Annotated in this window: 29 protein-coding genes and 1 pseudogene; all 30 read right to left on the bottom strand. The window is 37.8% G+C overall.

Going from position 1 to position 17706, the window contains the following annotated elements:
* Positions 1-12 precede the first annotated feature (12 nt).
* Positions 13-453, bottom strand: a complete 441-nt coding sequence (locus D8785_RS07740; protein ID WP_125375049.1) for an ASCH domain-containing protein — start codon at positions 451-453, stop codon at positions 13-15.
* On the bottom strand, positions 395-1297 hold the full coding sequence (locus D8785_RS07735; protein ID WP_125375048.1) for a putative PEP-binding protein: 903 nt from the start codon (positions 1295-1297) through the stop codon (positions 395-397). Before D8785_RS07735 ends, D8785_RS07740 begins: the two co-directional genes overlap by 59 nt.
* 41 nt (positions 1298-1338) lie before the next feature.
* A pseudogene (locus D8785_RS07730) lies at positions 1339-2065 on the bottom strand (GNAT family N-acetyltransferase).
* A complete protein-coding gene (locus D8785_RS07725) occupies positions 2052-2552 on the bottom strand; it encodes an NUDIX hydrolase (protein WP_125375047.1) in 501 nt (166 codons plus the stop codon). Before D8785_RS07725 ends, D8785_RS07730 begins: the two are co-directional and overlap by 14 nt.
* Positions 2553-2591: 39 nt before the next feature.
* Complete coding sequence (locus D8785_RS07720) at positions 2592-3197, bottom strand: DUF6707 family protein (protein WP_125375046.1); 606 nt, start codon at positions 3195-3197, stop codon at positions 2592-2594.
* A 59-nt stretch (positions 3198-3256) separates the two neighbouring features.
* Entirely contained in the window at positions 3257-3808 is a 552-nt protein-coding gene (locus D8785_RS07715; protein WP_125375045.1) for a hypothetical protein, read from the bottom strand.
* A gap of 22 nt (positions 3809-3830) precedes the next feature.
* Entirely contained in the window at positions 3831-4418 is a 588-nt protein-coding gene (locus tag D8785_RS07710; protein WP_125375044.1) for an SMI1/KNR4 family protein, read from the bottom strand.
* Positions 4419-4482: 64 nt separating this feature from the next.
* On the bottom strand, positions 4483-4842 hold the full coding sequence (locus D8785_RS07705) for a hypothetical protein (RefSeq protein WP_125375043.1): 360 nt from the start codon (positions 4840-4842) through the stop codon (positions 4483-4485).
* A 208-nt stretch (positions 4843-5050) separates the two neighbouring features.
* Positions 5051-5413 carry a hypothetical protein gene (locus D8785_RS07700; RefSeq protein WP_257573076.1) on the bottom strand — a complete coding sequence of 121 codons (363 nt, stop codon included), beginning with the start codon at positions 5411-5413 and terminating at the stop codon, positions 5051-5053.
* 131 nt (positions 5414-5544) lie between these two features.
* On the bottom strand, positions 5545-6090 hold the full coding sequence (locus D8785_RS07695; RefSeq protein WP_125375042.1) for a DUF4304 domain-containing protein: 546 nt from the start codon (positions 6088-6090) through the stop codon (positions 5545-5547).
* A 126-nt stretch (positions 6091-6216) separates the two neighbouring features.
* Positions 6217-6792 carry a hypothetical protein gene (locus D8785_RS07690; protein WP_125375041.1) on the bottom strand — a complete coding sequence of 192 codons (576 nt, stop codon included), beginning with the start codon at positions 6790-6792 and terminating at the stop codon, positions 6217-6219.
* A gap of 206 nt (positions 6793-6998) precedes the next feature.
* A complete protein-coding gene (locus D8785_RS07685; protein ID WP_125375040.1) occupies positions 6999-7385 on the bottom strand; it encodes a hypothetical protein in 387 nt (128 codons plus the stop codon).
* Between the two features lie 83 nt (positions 7386-7468).
* Positions 7469-8398: a hypothetical protein gene (locus D8785_RS07680; protein WP_125375039.1), complete on the bottom strand. Its 930-nt coding sequence runs from the start codon at positions 8396-8398 to the stop codon at positions 7469-7471.
* A gap of 88 nt (positions 8399-8486) precedes the next feature.
* On the bottom strand, positions 8487-8885 hold the full coding sequence (locus tag D8785_RS07675; protein WP_125375038.1) for an NTF2 fold immunity protein: 399 nt from the start codon (positions 8883-8885) through the stop codon (positions 8487-8489).
* A gap of 83 nt (positions 8886-8968) precedes the next feature.
* Positions 8969-9709: a hypothetical protein gene (locus D8785_RS07670; RefSeq protein ID WP_125375037.1), complete on the bottom strand. Its 741-nt coding sequence runs from the start codon at positions 9707-9709 to the stop codon at positions 8969-8971.
* A 161-nt stretch (positions 9710-9870) separates the two neighbouring features.
* Entirely contained in the window at positions 9871-10566 is a 696-nt protein-coding gene (locus D8785_RS07665) for an SMI1/KNR4 family protein (RefSeq protein ID WP_125375036.1), read from the bottom strand.
* Positions 10567-10593: 27 nt separating this feature from the next.
* Entirely contained in the window at positions 10594-11157 is a 564-nt protein-coding gene (locus tag D8785_RS07660) for a hypothetical protein (RefSeq protein ID WP_125375035.1), read from the bottom strand.
* Between the two features lie 54 nt (positions 11158-11211).
* On the bottom strand, positions 11212-11496 hold the full coding sequence (locus D8785_RS07655; protein WP_125375034.1) for a hypothetical protein: 285 nt from the start codon (positions 11494-11496) through the stop codon (positions 11212-11214).
* A 99-nt stretch (positions 11497-11595) separates the two neighbouring features.
* Positions 11596-12036, bottom strand: a complete 441-nt coding sequence (locus tag D8785_RS07650; protein WP_125375033.1) for a hypothetical protein — start codon at positions 12034-12036, stop codon at positions 11596-11598.
* A gap of 10 nt (positions 12037-12046) precedes the next feature.
* Positions 12047-12763, bottom strand: a complete 717-nt coding sequence (locus D8785_RS07645) for a hypothetical protein (protein ID WP_125375032.1) — start codon at positions 12761-12763, stop codon at positions 12047-12049.
* Between the two features lie 169 nt (positions 12764-12932).
* Positions 12933-13559, bottom strand: a complete 627-nt coding sequence (locus D8785_RS07640) for a hypothetical protein (RefSeq protein ID WP_125375031.1) — start codon at positions 13557-13559, stop codon at positions 12933-12935.
* A gap of 1 nt (position 13560) precedes the next feature.
* Positions 13561-14088 (bottom strand): Imm26 family immunity protein, encoded by a 528-nt coding sequence (locus tag D8785_RS07635; protein ID WP_125375030.1) that lies wholly within the window; start codon positions 14086-14088, stop codon positions 13561-13563.
* Between the two features lie 19 nt (positions 14089-14107).
* Positions 14108-14542 carry an immunity protein gene (locus D8785_RS07630; RefSeq protein ID WP_260469877.1) on the bottom strand — a complete coding sequence of 145 codons (435 nt, stop codon included), beginning with the start codon at positions 14540-14542 and terminating at the stop codon, positions 14108-14110.
* Between the two features lie 123 nt (positions 14543-14665).
* Positions 14666-15073, bottom strand: coding sequence for a hypothetical protein (locus D8785_RS07625; protein ID WP_009732474.1), 408 nt, complete (start codon positions 15071-15073; stop codon positions 14666-14668).
* Between the two features lie 179 nt (positions 15074-15252).
* The gene (locus D8785_RS09885; protein WP_260469876.1) at positions 15253-15507 is read right to left on the bottom strand and encodes a hypothetical protein; all 255 of its coding nucleotides are present in this window, start codon (positions 15505-15507) and stop codon (positions 15253-15255) included.
* Positions 15508-15559: 52 nt separating this feature from the next.
* Positions 15560-15898 (bottom strand): DUF7716 domain-containing protein, encoded by a 339-nt coding sequence (locus D8785_RS07615; RefSeq protein ID WP_125375029.1) that lies wholly within the window; start codon positions 15896-15898, stop codon positions 15560-15562.
* A gap of 18 nt (positions 15899-15916) precedes the next feature.
* Positions 15917-16336 carry an SMI1/KNR4 family protein gene (locus tag D8785_RS07610; RefSeq protein WP_125375028.1) on the bottom strand — a complete coding sequence of 140 codons (420 nt, stop codon included), beginning with the start codon at positions 16334-16336 and terminating at the stop codon, positions 15917-15919.
* Between the two features lie 2 nt (positions 16337-16338).
* Positions 16339-16698: a hypothetical protein gene (locus D8785_RS07605; protein WP_125375027.1), complete on the bottom strand. Its 360-nt coding sequence runs from the start codon at positions 16696-16698 to the stop codon at positions 16339-16341.
* Between the two features lie 36 nt (positions 16699-16734).
* Positions 16735-17433, bottom strand: a complete 699-nt coding sequence (locus D8785_RS07600; protein ID WP_125375026.1) for a 3-oxoacyl-ACP reductase — start codon at positions 17431-17433, stop codon at positions 16735-16737.
* Positions 17426-17662 (bottom strand): DUF2829 domain-containing protein, encoded by a 237-nt coding sequence (locus D8785_RS07595; RefSeq protein ID WP_000141913.1) that lies wholly within the window; start codon positions 17660-17662, stop codon positions 17426-17428. Before D8785_RS07595 ends, D8785_RS07600 begins: the two co-directional genes overlap by 8 nt.
* Between the last annotated feature and the right edge of the window lie 44 nt (positions 17663-17706).

The following is a 17706-nucleotide window of genomic DNA, read 5'->3' as shown; positions in this document are numbered from 1 at the left end:
GGAGAGCGTGTTCTATAATGGATAAACCTTACGAAATTCTTCTAAAACAACCTTACTATCAGGGGTAAAAGTCAACCCTGCTTCTCCAAAGCAGTCTTTGAAAAAATCTTCATGAACCTGACGCCAATAAGCTAGAGATTTGTCTCCCTCACCTTCCTTGTAGGCATGGTCAGCTGACACTTGGTGAAAAGGCTGAACGGAAACCTTGGTGACTTCGACAATGCAGACAGCCTGATCTTGACTGTCTAAAATGACATCAAAGGTCCCTGCTTGGGGAAGGGGTTCGTTCTCTAGTGCATAGAGGTCGTAAGCTGAAGCTGTTGCTGTTTTTTCGCCTTTAAAGACCAGTTCTGCTAAAAGGTCTGGTTCCACTCCAAAAGCCCAGGCATCTATCTCATCTCCGATAGAGGGATTGATTTTCTTGTAGGCATTCCACACTTCTTGAGGTGTCATGGGTTCTCCTTTGTAATTTTTTACTTTCTTCTTTTATATGTTTAAGATGGTCTGCATGGTCAATTTCTAAATCAAAAATCTCTGGAATAGAGCTGTAATGGAGAATACATTCGATACCCATCTGATTCATTTTTTGTATGAAAGAAGTATTCAGATAGCCTGCTACAGCAAAATCAATCTTTTTCATCCTTGCTTTATCCTGCATCTGTCTCAACATATCTAACATAATTGGACTTTCCATATCATGCCATTTACTGTTTCTCACAGTCGCAAAAATAAAAGAAGTTAAATCATTCATTCCAACTACAATCTTTGAAATACCAGTTTCCAGTATCCTGTCCAAGTCGAAATAAGCTGATGGTAATTCAATCATCGTGCCGACTTTCCCGGTAAAACCATACTGACGCAATACTGTAATAGCTTGTTTTAATTGGTCGGCATCATTAACAAAAGGAAAAATAACAGACAAATTGGGATTATTTTGATAAATATCTGTAACGACATTTGCCTCAGCCTGAAATTCATCTGGACACGCCAACAAACGCCTGATACCTCTGTATCCAAATAAGGGGTGGCGTTCGTCAAGATACTCTTTAGTCCCGTCTAGACTATTTGCTTCTGCATTTGTTAACTCTGAAAAGCGATACCAGACTTCTTCATCTGAGTACAAATGACAAATAGTGTCTAGATAATCTTTTACAAATTGCTGACAATTTGGTAACAGGATGTTTTGATTGAGCTCTCTTAGCAAGTATTCCCCACGAATCATACCAATGTGGTGAAATAGTTGAAGATAAACTTTTTCAATAATTTTTTCTCCACTAAGAGCCAGTTGATTTTGCATGTCCATTCACCTCGTCTTAAAAGATACAATATCAGATATCATTATACGACACTTTCCTTTAGTTCAAAAGCTTCATAAGGTTCAACTAACTCATATCCTAAAAATTCTGCTACTTTTTTGGAAGCCTCGTTATGAGCATCCCAAAGAGGAAACATATCTCTATTTAAACTCTCTAGAATCATTGCAGCACCAAGTTTTTTAGCAAATCCATTTCCTTGTTCGTTTGGTCTAGTTGCAACTTCCACTTCAACTGCTCCTTGGTAAACTAACCCTGAGGAAATCCCAGCAATCAGGTCTTTATTTTTAAGAATCACAAAGCCAAATCCACCTTTTAAAGCAAAATCCTGATAGGATTCAAAATCCCCTTGTAAATCTTGTGACCATTCTTCCTCAGAAAAGCTGTCATAAATATGATTATCAATGGGCATAATATTAATCTTTCTCTAACTGACTAACTAGATCATTTAGAAATTCAACTTGAAAATTTGCCTTATCTTTAAAAGAATAACGAGTAAAAGAAATTATCCCCACTTTCCGATACAGGAAATCTTGCCAATTGGTATTTTCTGAAATGATAATCTTATAATCTAAACCATATTTCCTAACAAAATCTTCCCAAAATCTGGAATCCAACTCCCCTGCTAGGAATAGAAAATTCCCAACATCATAAAAACTTGTTGTCCTATCACTGTTTCGGTAGACAGTTCCGATTTGAGATTTAAGACCATAGAGAACCATATTTTTCTTCCATGTTTTAAATAGTTCCATAATTCCCCTTCTTCACCTTCCAATTCATGTAAGAGGTCTTATCTAATTGTGGAAATCCTCGCAACTCTGCCTTGGCCTTCAATACTAAAGGCGAAGCATTGTCTGCAGTAATTTCTTCCAAATTCAACCAAATTGCATTTGCTGAATCATTGCTTCCATCAAGAAGCTCCTGAGGAAGGGATTGTTGAGAGCGTTCGAAATCGAGTACGATGTCATAAAAGGCCATGATATGGTGTACTGCGAAATCTTGCCCTTCTTCCTGAACCAGCACATCATAAATCCTAGGTTTTGAATAAGAGCTTATCGCATATCCCGTCTCTTCCAGAACTTCTCTCTTGAGAGTTTCTGTCAACCCCTCACCGAGTTCCTGACTACCACCCGGTAAATCAAAACGATACTGATAAGGTCCTCTCGTTTTCTCAATGCAGAGTAATTTTCCATTTTCAAAGCAAACGCCATAGACGCCAAAGTGATGTTTGATTTCCATATTCTACTCCTTCTAAAATCCCAAGCTTGCTAGAACACCTTATCCCTTAAAAGGAAAGAGGCTATAAATTTCATGCTCCTTGATATACTCCTTTAGTATCTCCATATTTTCTTCGGTTTTTGCTTGGATATCTGTCTCTTCACAAGTTGACTCATCAATAAAGAGGTGAATCTTCAATAAATCTGTCAGGTACAGCAGGCGACGTTCCATTTCTGATTCAGGGCTTGAAGCTTGCTCGATTTTTGCAAGCTTTTGCTCCAAGCTATCGCCATTCAAAAATCTCTGATGAACTCTCCTTCTTATTTTTTGAGTGGACTCCTCCCCTTGTTCTAATGGAGATAAAAGAAGTTTTTTATAGACGAATACCTGATTTTCTACCTCTCTTTCCAGATAGGCCAATAAAACCAGAGAGCTATCAACAAAGGTCCAGGTATTATAATTCCCTTCAAATGGAACTTGTATGATCCTATCTAATAATTCCTTAGCCATTTCCTCCTGACCATCCAGATAAAGTAAATAGGCCAGATGATTCAGTGATTCGAGATAGACAGCTTGGGTCTTCTTATTCTTTTTTGGTACGAGACTGATATAGGATGCTAAGTCAACATCATTTTCAATCTCTTCAATTAGTTCTTTAACATTCATTTATTTTCTCCTATCCAGTTCACTTTTTGTTATTGAGAAAGGCTTTTCTCAAGTCAATCTTACCGAAGTAGATATTCTTTCGCTGTCGCTTGGACGTCTGGGGAAAGGTAGCGCTCTATCAACTCACCTGTCCTTACAATATATTCCTCCTGTGGGACATCTTCTCTTTGGCCCCAAAAATTTGAAAAAGCGAAATAGAACTCCAAAAACTCCGTCAAACTTTTGCTGAGTTTGTAGAAATTAGAATCTCCAGGCCTACCCTCATAAACAGGTGATTCTTCATCTTGCATATCACAGAAAAGAATATCATCTGTATCTGTAGTAGCGAATATTTGATATTGGCCACTTGTGAACTGATCAAAATCCTGTAAAGCCCAGCACTCAACTGTTCTTGCATACGAATCTAATGGCAACAAAATGATATTAAAATTTTGATTAGCAAAAAATAAATCCTTATTGAACTCTATGTGTTGATAGTAATCAAGCAATTCTCCTGTCAAATTGGAAGACTGGGTACTTAATTTTGCATCTGAAAAACTCACCGATTGGGGGATAAACGTTGTTTCCTCATAGAGTCTAATGATCTTTTTTAATACGGTAACTACTGCCATTTTTTCTCCTTGGTCATTCCTCTTACGTCTCCTTTAAGAATTCCAGCCATATTTTCAGATCTGGATTTATCTCATGTGCTATCTCAGCATGCTTCCTATAATCCATATCCAAGTAGCCTTGTTCATTCCTGAAAATAATGCCTTGTTCATAACATACTTTAAGGGTTGCAAGCATAGATTTCAATGACCGGTATTCGACCTGGGCCTCCTCTTCAAATACATAAAAACCAAGAATTTGTCCCTGAGCTTGTGGAGCCAAGTTCATGGCATAAAAATCTCCCCCTCCACTGGCAAAAATTGGGAACCAAGACTTGCCCCAAGCATCCGTTTCTCTTAGTTCTAAGTAGGTCTGGATACTCTCTTCCAGAGACATCAAATAGAAACCAGGAAAAAATGCCAGCTCACCGAGTGTGATTCCCTCACTATCTTCTGAACCGTTTCTCCAAGTATAAAGAGCACGCAAGTCCTGAGTTGGCTGCAATGGGATTTCCTCAAACAATTCTTGGATTTTTAGAGAAGATATGCCCGGATTTAGATGGTCTACACAAGGATGATCTAGCTGTTGGAGACTTTTTTCAATCTCATTTAATAATTGGGTGATCATTTCCATTTGTTCTCCTTACCTTGTAAATCATTAGAGACGAGTTCCTTCGTCCCTAGAAAAGAGCTTGCGATTATTCAATCCCATCCTCTTTATTGTACTCTATCATGCATTTGACCGCATATTCTACCCATTCCCAAAAATCGTTAAACTCTTTTCGTTGTTCCCAGCCTTCTGCAGCAAAATCATGAATGAGTTGGACCTTATTGCCCTTTCCTATTTCAAAACAAGCTGTATCATCACAATCACCTCTTTTAGCAAATGGAATCAACTTTCTGCTTGGGTACCTTTCCTGCAATCCCTCATACAAAGACAGGGCCCATTCTGAATCCAACAGATACCAACAATCAAAATCAACTAAATTGAGTTCGATCAATTTTTTAAACGATTCAGGATACTGAAATAGCCTTTCATCAAGTAAATAGTTTTTCATTTCTTATTTCTCCTTTTAGAATCATCAAACCATTCTTTCTTGCCTATCCGCTATTTTGCGTAAGCACTCTTCCCATGTGAGGATTATAAACCTTAAATAGATCATCCTCACTCAGCTAAGTCTTGGGTTGAGGCTGTCAACTACTCTTAAAATACGCGACCTCGAGGTCCATAAATTTCATTCTTAAAATTCAAAGGAAAATAGATGACTAGTCTGAGATGAACAAATAAGAGACTAATATATCCTTAACCATTTCTAGAAAGGCAACTTTATTCTTTGGCTCTTTTGAAGCAAAACCAAATTCATATTCAAAAAAATGCTCAACCACTTTATCTCCAGCCCGTATAACATCCTCAATGGTCTCAAGCACTTGCTTCTGCTTCTCTTCTTCTAGGCTCAAGAAATCCTCTTTCACAAATACATCAAATACTTTAAGGACATCTTCCTTTTTACTCATATCAAAAGGATATAGAAACTCAGCCTCTTCACTGGTTACAACATTACTTTCTATGGACATCATTAGGTTCCACAATACTAAATAGTGTCTATGAAAATTATCTCTACTTTTCAACTTTTCCCCCAATTTTTGCGACACATCCTTTACTGAACAGGTTTAGACTAACATCTTGACTATTACTTACTTTATTGAGAAACTCTCCCCTTTGACCATCATCCCTTCCTAATCTCAAATTACTGATAATATTATTTTAAAACTTCTCCCGAACGAATATAGGTTTTAAAGAAGTTTTTAGGTACAGAGGCAATCTTAGGTGTAATGGATAAGCCATAGTTGGCAAAATCTAAAGCTAGCTCTTTAGAATCGATTGCATCATAATACTCAACATACAATCTGCATAAGTTCACTTTGGTGATAGAGAAATCTTTTAACAACCCATCCTTCTCAAGATCCTTCTCGGGATTTATGCTCGAAAATACGGTAGGATACGATGAATACTGAGTAGTAAAATCGATGGCCTCTTGGACAGCCTTTTCCAATTCAACTTGATCTACGCCACTTCTATTATCGATAGAACCTAATCGAGTCCTTAGAGCACAATCCACTTCTTCTAACAGTCCCGAGTCCAGAAAGAGGGGATGAATGCCAATATTAACGAAATAGGCAGTCCCATCTGATTTTCGTTGAAAATAGATCACCGTGTAAAAATCATGATTGGTTTTATAATAGTTATTGGTTCGCTTTAGTCGCGAAAAGCCATTTTTTACAAAGAGTTCTTTGGCTTCTTTCATTTCATTACCTCTCTAACAGGATGTGAAGAATTCCTCAGTGCATTTTCCTAGGAATCCAGCTTGATATAGGTTATCCCTACAATTCCGTGCGACTGCATGGGTTATTAATGATTTCCATCTATCTAGTTATAATAAAAATTTAGTAACTCCTTCTCGAGCCTTTCCAGAAAAACTACTATTTATTAGACTGGACACGTCATTAATAAACTCTTCTTTTATATTAAAGTTATTATCAGAATAAATTTCTCCTTGATAGTCTATTATCTCTAAGCGAATAAGTTTGATAGAAAAAGATAAAAAATCATATAAAGAATCACCTAACTTGTGATGATACTCCCCCCCTGAAATCATCCCGTAAACAGGGCATTTCTCATCGCTAGTATCACAAAAGATAACATCATCTGAAGTATTTTTAGCAAAGATTGTATACCTTTCATTTTTCCATTCATTAATATCTTCTAGCCCCCAAGAACTTAATTCTCTACCATTTGATTGTATTGAGAACAATACTAATCCGAAAAATTGATCGCCAAAATAACAATCACTTTCAAAAGAAAGATGTTGATAGTACTCTAACAATTGACCAGAAATATTCTCTGCATTAACTTTTATCGGTATTTCTGTATATTCGATATCTCCACCTATGGGATCGCTAAAATAAAAACATTTCACTAAGTCTGGTAATAAATTTTCTAAATTCATATAGCCTCCTATGGGCATTTACTTTGTTGTTGATTGAATCTTTGTTTTAATGTCGCTTCACGATCTATTAAGAGCCCTGTTATTTTATTGCCTGTAGTCCCCATGTTCTTGGAATAAATGAACATGTTTATTCCACTAGGATGCTAATGGTTTTGAACGGGAGGAGGATTCGCAATTCGTTAGACTCACTGATATACATTTCGAATCTAACAAAATGCTCTATCGGCGTCGCCATAGTCAATGATGGTCATCTCTTCAAGTGAAATCTTCATTCCTCTTCCATGCTCTACTTCAGCGTCCACTCTATATAATAAGCCAAAAATAAAATCGGATGAGGTCTGTTCGGATAGCAGATAAATCGCCATTAACTGCCCTGTCATGGATAGTTCCGAAAAGATTCTTTTTTCAGCTAACTCATACCAATAAGCAGATAACCCAAGCATATGAACGATTTTTTCTTTGTAGTCATTGGTCATTACTTCATCTGCTAAAGCAAGCTCATCCGATAGAACCAGTCGAATAGAATCTTGTTGCTCTGGTATAAAAACGCTCATTTCAAGATCATCATCAAATTTTATAGCTTCTAGATTCACGTATTTCCCTCTCTTTGAAGTCTTTTCCCTAAAATGACATTCGATTCCACAGGATATTGACAATTTCCATCTATTCTATACAACTAGTCTAAAATCGTTCCTAGGATCATCTTGTTTTGCTCGGATAGCTGAAAGTCATCCATGAAATAGGGTAAAAAGTCATTAAGCAAGGGATGGCTAATACCGTCGATTGGGAGGCCTCTTTTCTGACGTTCTTTTAATAAAACTAAGATTTCAATTGGGAAATACTGCCATAGTAAGGTATTGAATTCAACTAAATGACTATCTTTGGTGTTCGCTAAATGATAATCACACATAAATAGAATCGTTTCTCTAAAAATAGCCATATCCTCTGAAAAAATAGTTTCCATAACCTGTTTATAGGCATCATTCACGTTAAGATAAGGATTAGAGTCCAATGGTTTATATTTAGGATCATAAGCATTCTCCAGTAGGTTAGCAAGCCGATCCCCCACCCCATTTCCATAAAGAAAAACAACTAAAGGCAATAAACTACTGGATGAAAAGAAAATAGGTTGCTTCCCTTTTTCAACTTGAGCTTCTTTAAAATAGACTAATTTATCAATTAAAAGCTCTACATAAGTATCATCTAAATAGGCAAGGGCAAATAAGATATTTAAACAAATATCTGTGTCAAAGTTTGAGCCACCTTTAGCTAAATATTTAGCAGAAGCCATATCTGCCATCACAGAACAAAAACAGCCATTTAGCAAAGATTGATAGGTTTCTGATGTTTTGTTTTCTATAAATTCAGCAACCAAAGTATATGGTCGAATAGCATGAATCATTCGCACATGTTTATAGGAGTACGTTTCTGTTTTTCCATTTTCCTCACAATTAACCACAAGGCTTTTTTCACCAGCTTTTAATGCTTCTAAAATTGCTTCAGTAACAAAAAGCTGTTCTTTTTCAAGTGCAAAATCTCTCGCCTTCAGTATTTGGTTTCTGATGGTTGTTAGTTTTCTTTTTTGATTTGAAAGTGTTTTATTCATATTGACCTCTAAAATTTCATTTCTTACACTCAACTACCGGTATTTTTGAAGTTCATCTCTTTCTGTCTTCCTACATTATCCATGTATGTCACAAGGAAGAATTGATCCACTTCCCATCATCGAGCCATTCTTTCTTATCAATCCACCATTTCCCCTTTTGAAACACCATTTGAAAACGATAGAGAGTTTCTATACCAGAACGATTCTCCTTGATGTAGAAATAAGCTTGATTCCCGTCATGCTCTTCATCAACGATGGGATGCGTTTCTAATTTATAGTCAAATGGAAATCGAATAGATAAAGATACTTCCCTTGCTCTGAGTGTTTTTTTAGATGTACAAAACTGATTAAAAATAGTAGCTAATTCATCCTTCAACATCTCTTTATAAGCTTGGTTTCTTAGGTTCCTAGTGGCTTTTCTTTCCCAAGAATACATAGCCTGCATAAACTGGAGTAAGGTTTCTTTTGCTAGATTTGTATGGCTCATATTTCCTCCTACTTAAACAACAGGGATAATGCTTCGTTTATTATGAAAACATAGGTCATAAAAACCTGTATTGAACTCTTTTTTTAACCCTCTCTCATGCAAACATGTGGTAACTCACTTCTAAGAAGTTCCCTTTGCTTCTGATTTGTTCTTCCCGTTGTTAAAAATCGGAGATGTTTCAGACTCTTCAAGTAGCTAACTGTTGATGCGTAGTTAAAAATATTCGTATCGACAAAATCTAAAAAACGAAGCTCACTAGATGGCTGGATAAAATCCAATTCTGGTAAATTTTTATTTGCTGTAAATGAAAGATAGAGCAACTGATCTAAATCCCTTATAAAATCAAAGTCCGGCAACTTTACACCATAATCAAAGTGCAGATAACGCATACCTGTATGAAAAGAGATGTTCTCTATCATTTCCAAATTTGTCATAGAAGAAATCCCTAAAGCTTTTACACAATCTTTCTGGGGCAAGATGATCTTTCTTACTCTTCTAGCACCAACTAATAAAATTTTTTCTACTTGTTCGTATGTTGAAAAGTCTAGCACATCAGATTTACTTCCCATCAAGTAAATCACCCTCGTATTGCTAGGTAACGAAAGCTGATTAAAATCCACATCCTTCAGCATATCCTCTGGGTTTTCAACAATGTACTTTTGTCTTAATAAGCGATTGATATCGATGAATTCTTTATAAGTCAATTTTTTGTCCAATAATGGTGCAATCTCTTCTATAGAATGCAGAGGCTCCATTGCCATTAGATTCTCTCTTTCGGAAAATCCTTCTTTTATGATTTCTAAATATTTATCTAAACTGGTCATCGTTCACCTCTTTTCATGAATATCATGCTTCTGTTTCTTTGTTCAACCTATCTATTTTTACAATGACACTTTTACAAGAAGACTACAGCACCGCTTGTCGCAAAAACTAAAATCGTGAATTTTTAGACTATTCTTTTCTATATAAACATTATTCTGCTTGTTCAATCTCGATCAAAGATAACCTTGACTCTAGCTCTACCTAAATCGTCTAGATATTGCTCCAGTTTCGTAATCGACTCCTCCGAATCAGATAATTGAACTAATAAATCCCCATTAATGGTCATGACATCCTTTGTCGGTAAAAGCATGAGATTCTCAACGCTTGGATCATTCACAATCATTAAGGAAGGAGAATAAATACAGCTTGTGGAGAGGTCTAGATTTCCAAATCGCTCCCTAGCAGAAACAAAAATAGATTCCATCCCACCTTGAGCCTTCAGAACAAATTCCCTCTCAAAAAATGCTTCAAAACTATCGTAGATATCGATGACATCCATAGTAATCCCATCCAAATAATAGACTTGATGACTTTGAATGTTCCCATCCTTCAATCTATAAGCGAATTGATCTCCAATAGCAGACATACCAAAAAAATAGTAGGTTGATGCATAATCTCTCCAGACATCTTTCCATAGCTCATCCGAATTCCAAGAGTCCAGCGTGATGGCTTGAGCAGAATCTGTCCCAAACAAGCGATAATAACCACCATAAAATTCCAAGCCGTTGGTTATGGAGAGCAAATCCAAGTGAGCTTGAGGAAACTGTCTGGCTTTGAGTTTTTCTAGTTCAAGAGCTGAGGCCCCACTTTCTTGTATAACCAGATCCTCACAACATTTTAAAAAATTCTTCATTTCCATTTGCTTCTCATCTCTCTCTATTTGGCTTTAACCCAGCATAAATGCTATAAAATCATTTCGATAGTCTTCAGGAAGTTGCTCCTCAATAATAGCCATGATTCCTGTTAAAAAACCTTCTTTATAGTCCGACAAGTCCTCATCAATGTAGATGTTATTCTCAAACTTGGTGATTTCTAGCTTTTTCATCTGACTATAGGTAAACAAGAAAGTAGATAAAGAGGGGCTTAAGCTATAGAGCTTGGAATTCCCAGGAATCTTGCCAAATACAGGACTAAGCTCGCTAGTTAGATCACAAAAAATTGGCTCATCCCCCATCATGTGAGCAAAAACCACATAACTCTCTTTCCAGCTAGGATCCTGCCATCCTTCTGATGCAGCTTCACATAGAGGGAGAGGAATTAGAGCAAGATCATAGGGAGCTCCTCTAAAATAAGCTTCTTCATCAAAGTCTAAATGCTGGTAGAACTCTTTCAATTGACCAGACAAATCTGGCTTTTCGACATGGAGACAGTCACTAGTAAATACAAGCTCTCCTAAGCCCTTGTTTCTATGATAGACTTCTACGAATTCCTTCAACAAATTGAGCATCATTATTGGACTCCTCTCACATTTTTGGGATTATATTTGGCTATTTTCAACTGACAATTACGCATCATTCTGACCGCTAGCGACAGCCTGAGTCCAAATTCGTTCAAATTCCTCTTGACTAATCTTGATGGAGTCTGATAGATCCAACTCATCTTTTCGACCATCATAGAGTAGAAACCCTACTTCTGGAACATAATCCTGTAGGCAAGAGGAAGCATAAGAGTGCCCATTCAAAACGTTAATTTGTCGACTTGCACGCTGACCAGTAAACTCTGTGTAAATAACTCCTAGGCCTGACATAAACTCACTATTGCCATAATAATAATATTCTTTTTCACACATTAGAATCTTTCCTTTACCATTTGTCTCTCCAAGAATAGCATTCTTTCCTCTTTGGTGCTTTCATCGACTAATTCTATGTTCATTATCAATTTATAGAATCTACCGGTTCTTAGCCTTATTCTCCAAGACTCTCACTTCTACTTTATCCTCCGCTAAATGGAGATCCAGTACTTTTTCCTGGTCTTGAAAGAATAGCGTCAAGTCTCTGGTAGAAAATTCACTAAAATAAGAGGGTAAAAAGTCATCCAAAGACTCCATTTGAAACAAGACATAAACTGGTGAAAACTCCCACAAAACTAGGATAAACTGCCTTCTATTTCCAACTAGACTTTGAATTGACCTACTTAGATCTTTAGTAATAAGGTCGATAGAAAACTCATAAAGGCAAGGAATCGGAGAATCGATAGGATTCAACTCCCCAGCATACCAAGCAATTTCTCTCGGTTTAGTGGTCAGAAAACAGACATCCTTTATCCCCTTCAAATTCTTGATTCGTCTTTCAACTTTTAATAAGGATAATTTCTTTTTTAAGTTACTCATTATTCTTGCTCTATTCTTCTAAAACAAAAATTCTGCTCACAACCTCATTCTGTTTATCCAACAGATAAAGGAAGTTCCCTTTTGTTTCCAGTTTACCAAGCTTAGCCCCATAGTCCATCTCGTGAGCAGGGCAGGATTGAATCAACTGACGGATGCTCTTATCCTTATGCTCTATCTTCCAAAACAAATCCACTTTATCCAGCTGATGCTCCACTTGAATGGAATAGGTCGTGGATTGGATCTTCTTCCTTTTCCACTCCCAGCTATTTTCATAATCGTTTTTCTCTATTTCATTGACTACATCCTCTATCAAGGAGCAAGGAATGGAGAGCTCCTGAAACACGCGCTTTACCCCTTTTACCAAGGCCTCTAAGAGCAGCTTTTTCTGTTCCAATGGACTCAAGCTTTCATAGCTAGAAAAATCAAATGGGACCTGGACAGTATAGACACCAAGTAGGTTCATGATAGCTGGATTGCTAATCGTATCTACACATTCTACGATGATTTTCCAACAATCCTTGGTCACAACTGGTTTGAAGAAGCGCTCTACCATAGAGGTCATACATTTGGATTCATATACGAACGCTCTTCGCAGGTCTTTCCAATTCTGTCGATAGTCCTTAATTCTAGCTTCCTCGTAAGTTAGCGCAGCGGAGTCCATCAGCTCCTCAATCCTCTGTTGATTTTCCACATAGGGCTTATCTAATTCAAAATACTGTAACTTCATATTCGTGGTCTCGTAGTTATTTTCTTGTAGAAAGTTTTATCCTTAGGTCAAGGTCTAATGTTTATGCTCTTCCTTTACTTTTTTCTTCCAATTCTTTGAGAAGCAACTGAATCCCCTTGGAATAAAAGTCTTGTTTTTAAGAGTTATTGTTTCGCTCTTTAAGGAGATTTTAGAATAGACTGACCCTCCTGCCGTCCTTTCCTTTTGTAACGTCATTGATTATATCCTTGACGATAGATATATCGAACTGACGGGAAAAGTCTACAATTTTCTGGCGATTCTGTTCTGGATATAAATAAGATGCAGCTAAAATAAATAAAAATGGATTTATGACTTGACCAATATGCTCAAGGTATTTAGGCTGAGTCACATAAGACATAATTTTGTTAAAATCGTCATCTTTCAGCACAATCTTTCTCTGATATATCGCTGCACAGGCACCTGCAGCTTGAGATGAGTTATTCGATTCTAAGGACTCATAAACAAAAGAAAAGTTCTCTGTTTCTAAATTTTCTAGATAAGCAATCGCTACTGCTAGAGAACGGTAGGTTACGGGTGTTGGAATATCTCTCAGCAGCAATGACTTGAGATAGGGGACTTCTTCTGTGCAATCCGTTGCGGCCATGGCGTAGAGTAAGTACATTTGTGATTCCCATGATTTAGGTTTTTCCATCTCGCCTTCCAAGGCTTGATGCAAAAATGGTCCATATCCTTTTAGTTTACCCTTTAAAATTTTTTTCGCTGCCTTTTTTACCAAGGGCGTACGTCCTGAAGTTAACTCATCTACATAGTCCATCTCAAACTCCTTTATTTCCTCTGCTTGCCAGCTCTTCTTCCAATATTCTGTTATAAACTATACTTCCGACACAGGCTTCCCAGTCTAGGTCCTCAACTTCTTCCCTAGAAAAAATCTTAGGTTCTGTCCTACCATCTAGCCAGACCTTCCCAAATTGAAGACCATTTGGGTCTCCCCATTTAAAGGCTAAATCCTTAAATGGGCTTGGATCAAAATCCACTTGGTGACCAATTATCTGCCAAGACCATACTGGACTTCGATCAAACAAGGTGTAGGAATCTATAATGATGGGCTTACCTATAAATTGAGCACGACTTAGCTCCTCAACTGTTATAGTAGGACTTGCTTGAAAGATATCGAAAAATTGAATGACATGACCAACATTCACTTTTCCAAGGATTTGACCAAATACAAACATTTCCTCCGAAAATTGATAGCAAAAAATATCACCAATTTTAATAAATCGAAGTTTTGTTCTTGGCTTTTCATTCCACTCACGAATCTTTATCTGTGGCAATTTTTTCTCCATAATTAATTTAATTCTATTCCTACTGCTCTTTATTTAAGATATGAAAGAGATCATCTCTTAGAACGATTCCATCGTCTTCTATCAAATAGGCCATGTGCTCCCAGAAGGGCAATTCTTGTTCAAGGGGCTTTTCCAAGGCAAGTACTTGGTTCTTCAAATTTGCTGCAATCTCTTCGACTTCATCTTGCTCAATCTCATAAAACTTTGCTTTCAAAAGAAAGATGCCTGATAGAAAAAGTGAATAAGAGGAAACAAAAGTATGTAAGGAAGAATTGACATAAACCCTCGATTCTTGAAAAACTTCTCTTCCTTCTCGATTGCAAAGTAAGAAGACTTGTCCCTCTTCTCCAATTACAAAAGCACCTAAAAAACATTGTCCAAAAATCCTATAATTCTCTTGCTCTTTCCTTAGTTTTACTAGATCAGTAGCTACTTTGACAAAAGAAAATCCCATTTTGGAATAATCCTCTAAATATGCCAAAAGGTTGAAACGGACCTCATCAAGACGAAGTGGTTTCCTCCTCTGTAGATACCACACAAAAGCCGTACTCCTTCACTAATTCATCAATAGTAACTGTCATTTTTCTATCCGATCTCCTAGGTTATTTTCACCCAATTTTTTTAACTTCCAAAGTTTGATAGCCGCATCTTTTCTGAGTCCCATAAAGAGGCTTGCTAAGGTTACTGCTTCCTCTTTTTTATAGACTTGAGAACTAATACTGGCCCATCCATCTTGTAGGCATTCAATTTTTAAATAGAAATCTCGCTCTTGTCCAAGTTTCCCTGTTACATCGTCTATCTCATAAGAAGCGGACAGCAAAGACACTGAGATAAAGTCCCCCGGTCTTCGATACATTCGCATGACGGATTCTTTCTGATTAACAGAGTGGATATCCTCTTTTGTTTCAGCTCTATCACGATCGGATAAAATCACCCACTCCCTATCATCCTCTGATGAATAAAAACGCCATTCTTTCTCAACCATATCCTGCTCCATCTTCTAGTGCTTCTCTTGTTATCGACTACACCTAGTAGTATGCTACTTCGCCTATACCATATTCTAAAATTTCAAAACTATCGAGGGAGAATTTAAGTCCTCTACCATGCTCCGAGTCCTCTCTTAGTCCAAATTCCAAACCAAAAATCAGATCTATTTCCGTCTGTTCAGACAAGATAAAAATGGAAAGGAGTCTGGCGTGCGCTAGTTCTGGAAATTCCTCCTGAATCTTTTTCCAAAGCTGTGGGATACCATACTGATGATTGATCCAGGAGATTATCGAGTTTTGCTTTATAAGACGGAGTTAACTCCTCATTGATAACCTTTAAAGAATCACTTAAAGCAAGGCAGACCTTTTCTCTTTCCTCTGGAATCGATACAAACATCTCGTTATGGACATCAAATTTATATTCTCTCATCATTTTCTCTCCTTATGCTATCAGTCATCAGATACCATTTCTCTAATCAACTTAGCTAATCATTAAAGGGCATAAAGTTATCGTGCTGATTATAATAATTCAAAGCATCAACCAAGTCTTGGAGACTTGCATCTGGCTTTTCCTCAAGTGCAACCGAGAGAACATCAAGCAACTGCTCTCCATAGTAGACTAGCTGGAGATCTTGCTCCACTACATCAGCAGGGTAAATATCACGGTCTTCCACAACATCTGGATAATCTGATACCCAATATAGGCTATTAATTCTCAGTTCTCCATACTCCTTAGCATAGAGGCAAAAATCATCTGATGATAACTTGTCCACACGCTTCTGCTCGATGATCTGCTCTAGTGAAAGTTCTTGGTATTTCCGCATCCCTTCTCCTTTTTAGTCTCACTCTTCAACAAAGGAATTCAAAAAATCCTCAAAAGATGGCCATTGACCATACAAATCAGCTTTTTCTTCTAAAACATAGAAATACACCTTGCCATAATCCTCTTCCCTTAGAGAAAGAGCATAGTTGCCCGATCCAGGATCATAGGCAAAATGGAGAAGATCTGCGGCCTTAAATCCCTCAGGCACAGCCTCATCGTCAAACCAGGAAAGAGACTTCTTCATCTCATCAAGTGAATCAAAGGAATTAAAAGGAAAGAGATGATGTTCATCGTGGACTCCCCTTACTTGGGGTTGACCACCGTTGTGCTTGAGATAAAAGTCCAACATAGTTTTTGGCAATTCCTTCCCAAGAATCTCCTCAAATTGTAAAAAATCTTCTTTTGAAATCGGTGAATCTTCATCAAGCATCCTAAACATGATTAATTTCTTCCTTTTTTACAATTCTTCCTCTCTTCCTCTAAAATATTGTTAATAAAGTCATAGACGTTTGCAGCTACTTTCTGCATTTCTAAGGAACCTAAAGCACCTAAATCATTTTCATAAATGGAATCATCTGCATTTTTCTTGATAAAATAAGCCAAATCTCCCTCTTGACCAATCAAAAAGAAGTCTGGTTCATCTACTTCTATCTGATAGGTCTCATTACGCTCTAATAGATCCTCCATAGCATATAAACAGATACCTGAGTCACCAATCTCATCAGGATCCACTTCGTCCCATTCTGATAAAAACTGATAATAGAGATTTGGTAACACAAATCCGAACTCATTTCTTTTCATAGCTTACCTCCACATATTCACTAAATACCAACTATGCTACTTCAAAGACCAACCACCATCAATAGTCAGAATCTGTCCCTGCATGGCAGATGCCTTCCCACTTGCTAGGAAAAGTGTAAGATCTGCCACTTCCTCTGGCTCAATCCAGCGTTTGATCGGGGTCTCGCTCGCTACCCAGTCTGCTAGGCCACCTGGCTCAAAGTCCGCAGCGGTCATAGCTGTTTTGACAGCACCTGGTGCGATGCCAAAGACCTGAATCCCAGCTTCCGCATAATCCAGGGCTAGCTGTTTGGTAAAGCCCGCAAGAGCATGCTTGGAGGAAGTATAAGCGTGACCGCCACCTCCTGCTAGGCTAGAAGCAATGGAGCACATATTGAGGATGATCCCTTGCTTCTTCTCCAACATTTGGGTCAGATAATACCGTGTCAGCTCTACCGGAGTCACATAGTTGATCTCAAAAATCTCCTGAATCTCCTGAGCGCTTTGTTCAAGAAGGGATTTGTAGTCATCCAAAACCCCAGCCGTATTGCACAAGACGTCTACCTCAGGACACCAGTCAAAAATCGGCGTCAAATCCAAGGTCAAGTCCCGCTGCAAGAAATGGAAAGCACCTGGCAACTGGGGATCAGCTCCCTGGTCCACCCCATAAACCTGGTAGCCCTTTTCTAGAAAGAGACGAGCTTGAGCCAGACCAATCCCTGAGCTCACGCCCGTAATCAAGACCCGTTTAGTCATGGACTTCCACCCAATCTGTCGCTAAGACATCACAAGGAGTTGGACTCCACATGGAAAATCCTTCGCCTTCACCAGAGACGTTAATGAGAAAATAAGGCGTCACTTCTAGAGCCACTCCATTTTGCTCGATGGTATCAAAAAGCTGGACATAGTTCTCTGCTCCGCCCCAACCCGTACGGACATATTTCTTTTTTGCCTTTAGTCCAGGCAAGATTTCTTCGAATGTCATGATCTTCTCCTTTGATTTATAGTCCCTTTCATTATAACAAAATT

The sequence above is a fragment of the Streptococcus australis genome, from assembly GCF_003943615.1.
Lineage (GTDB): Bacteria > Bacillota > Bacilli > Lactobacillales > Streptococcaceae > Streptococcus > Streptococcus australis_C.
The sequence above is the reverse complement of the archived record's forward strand: the minus strand, read 5'-3'. Positions and strand labels throughout refer to the sequence as shown.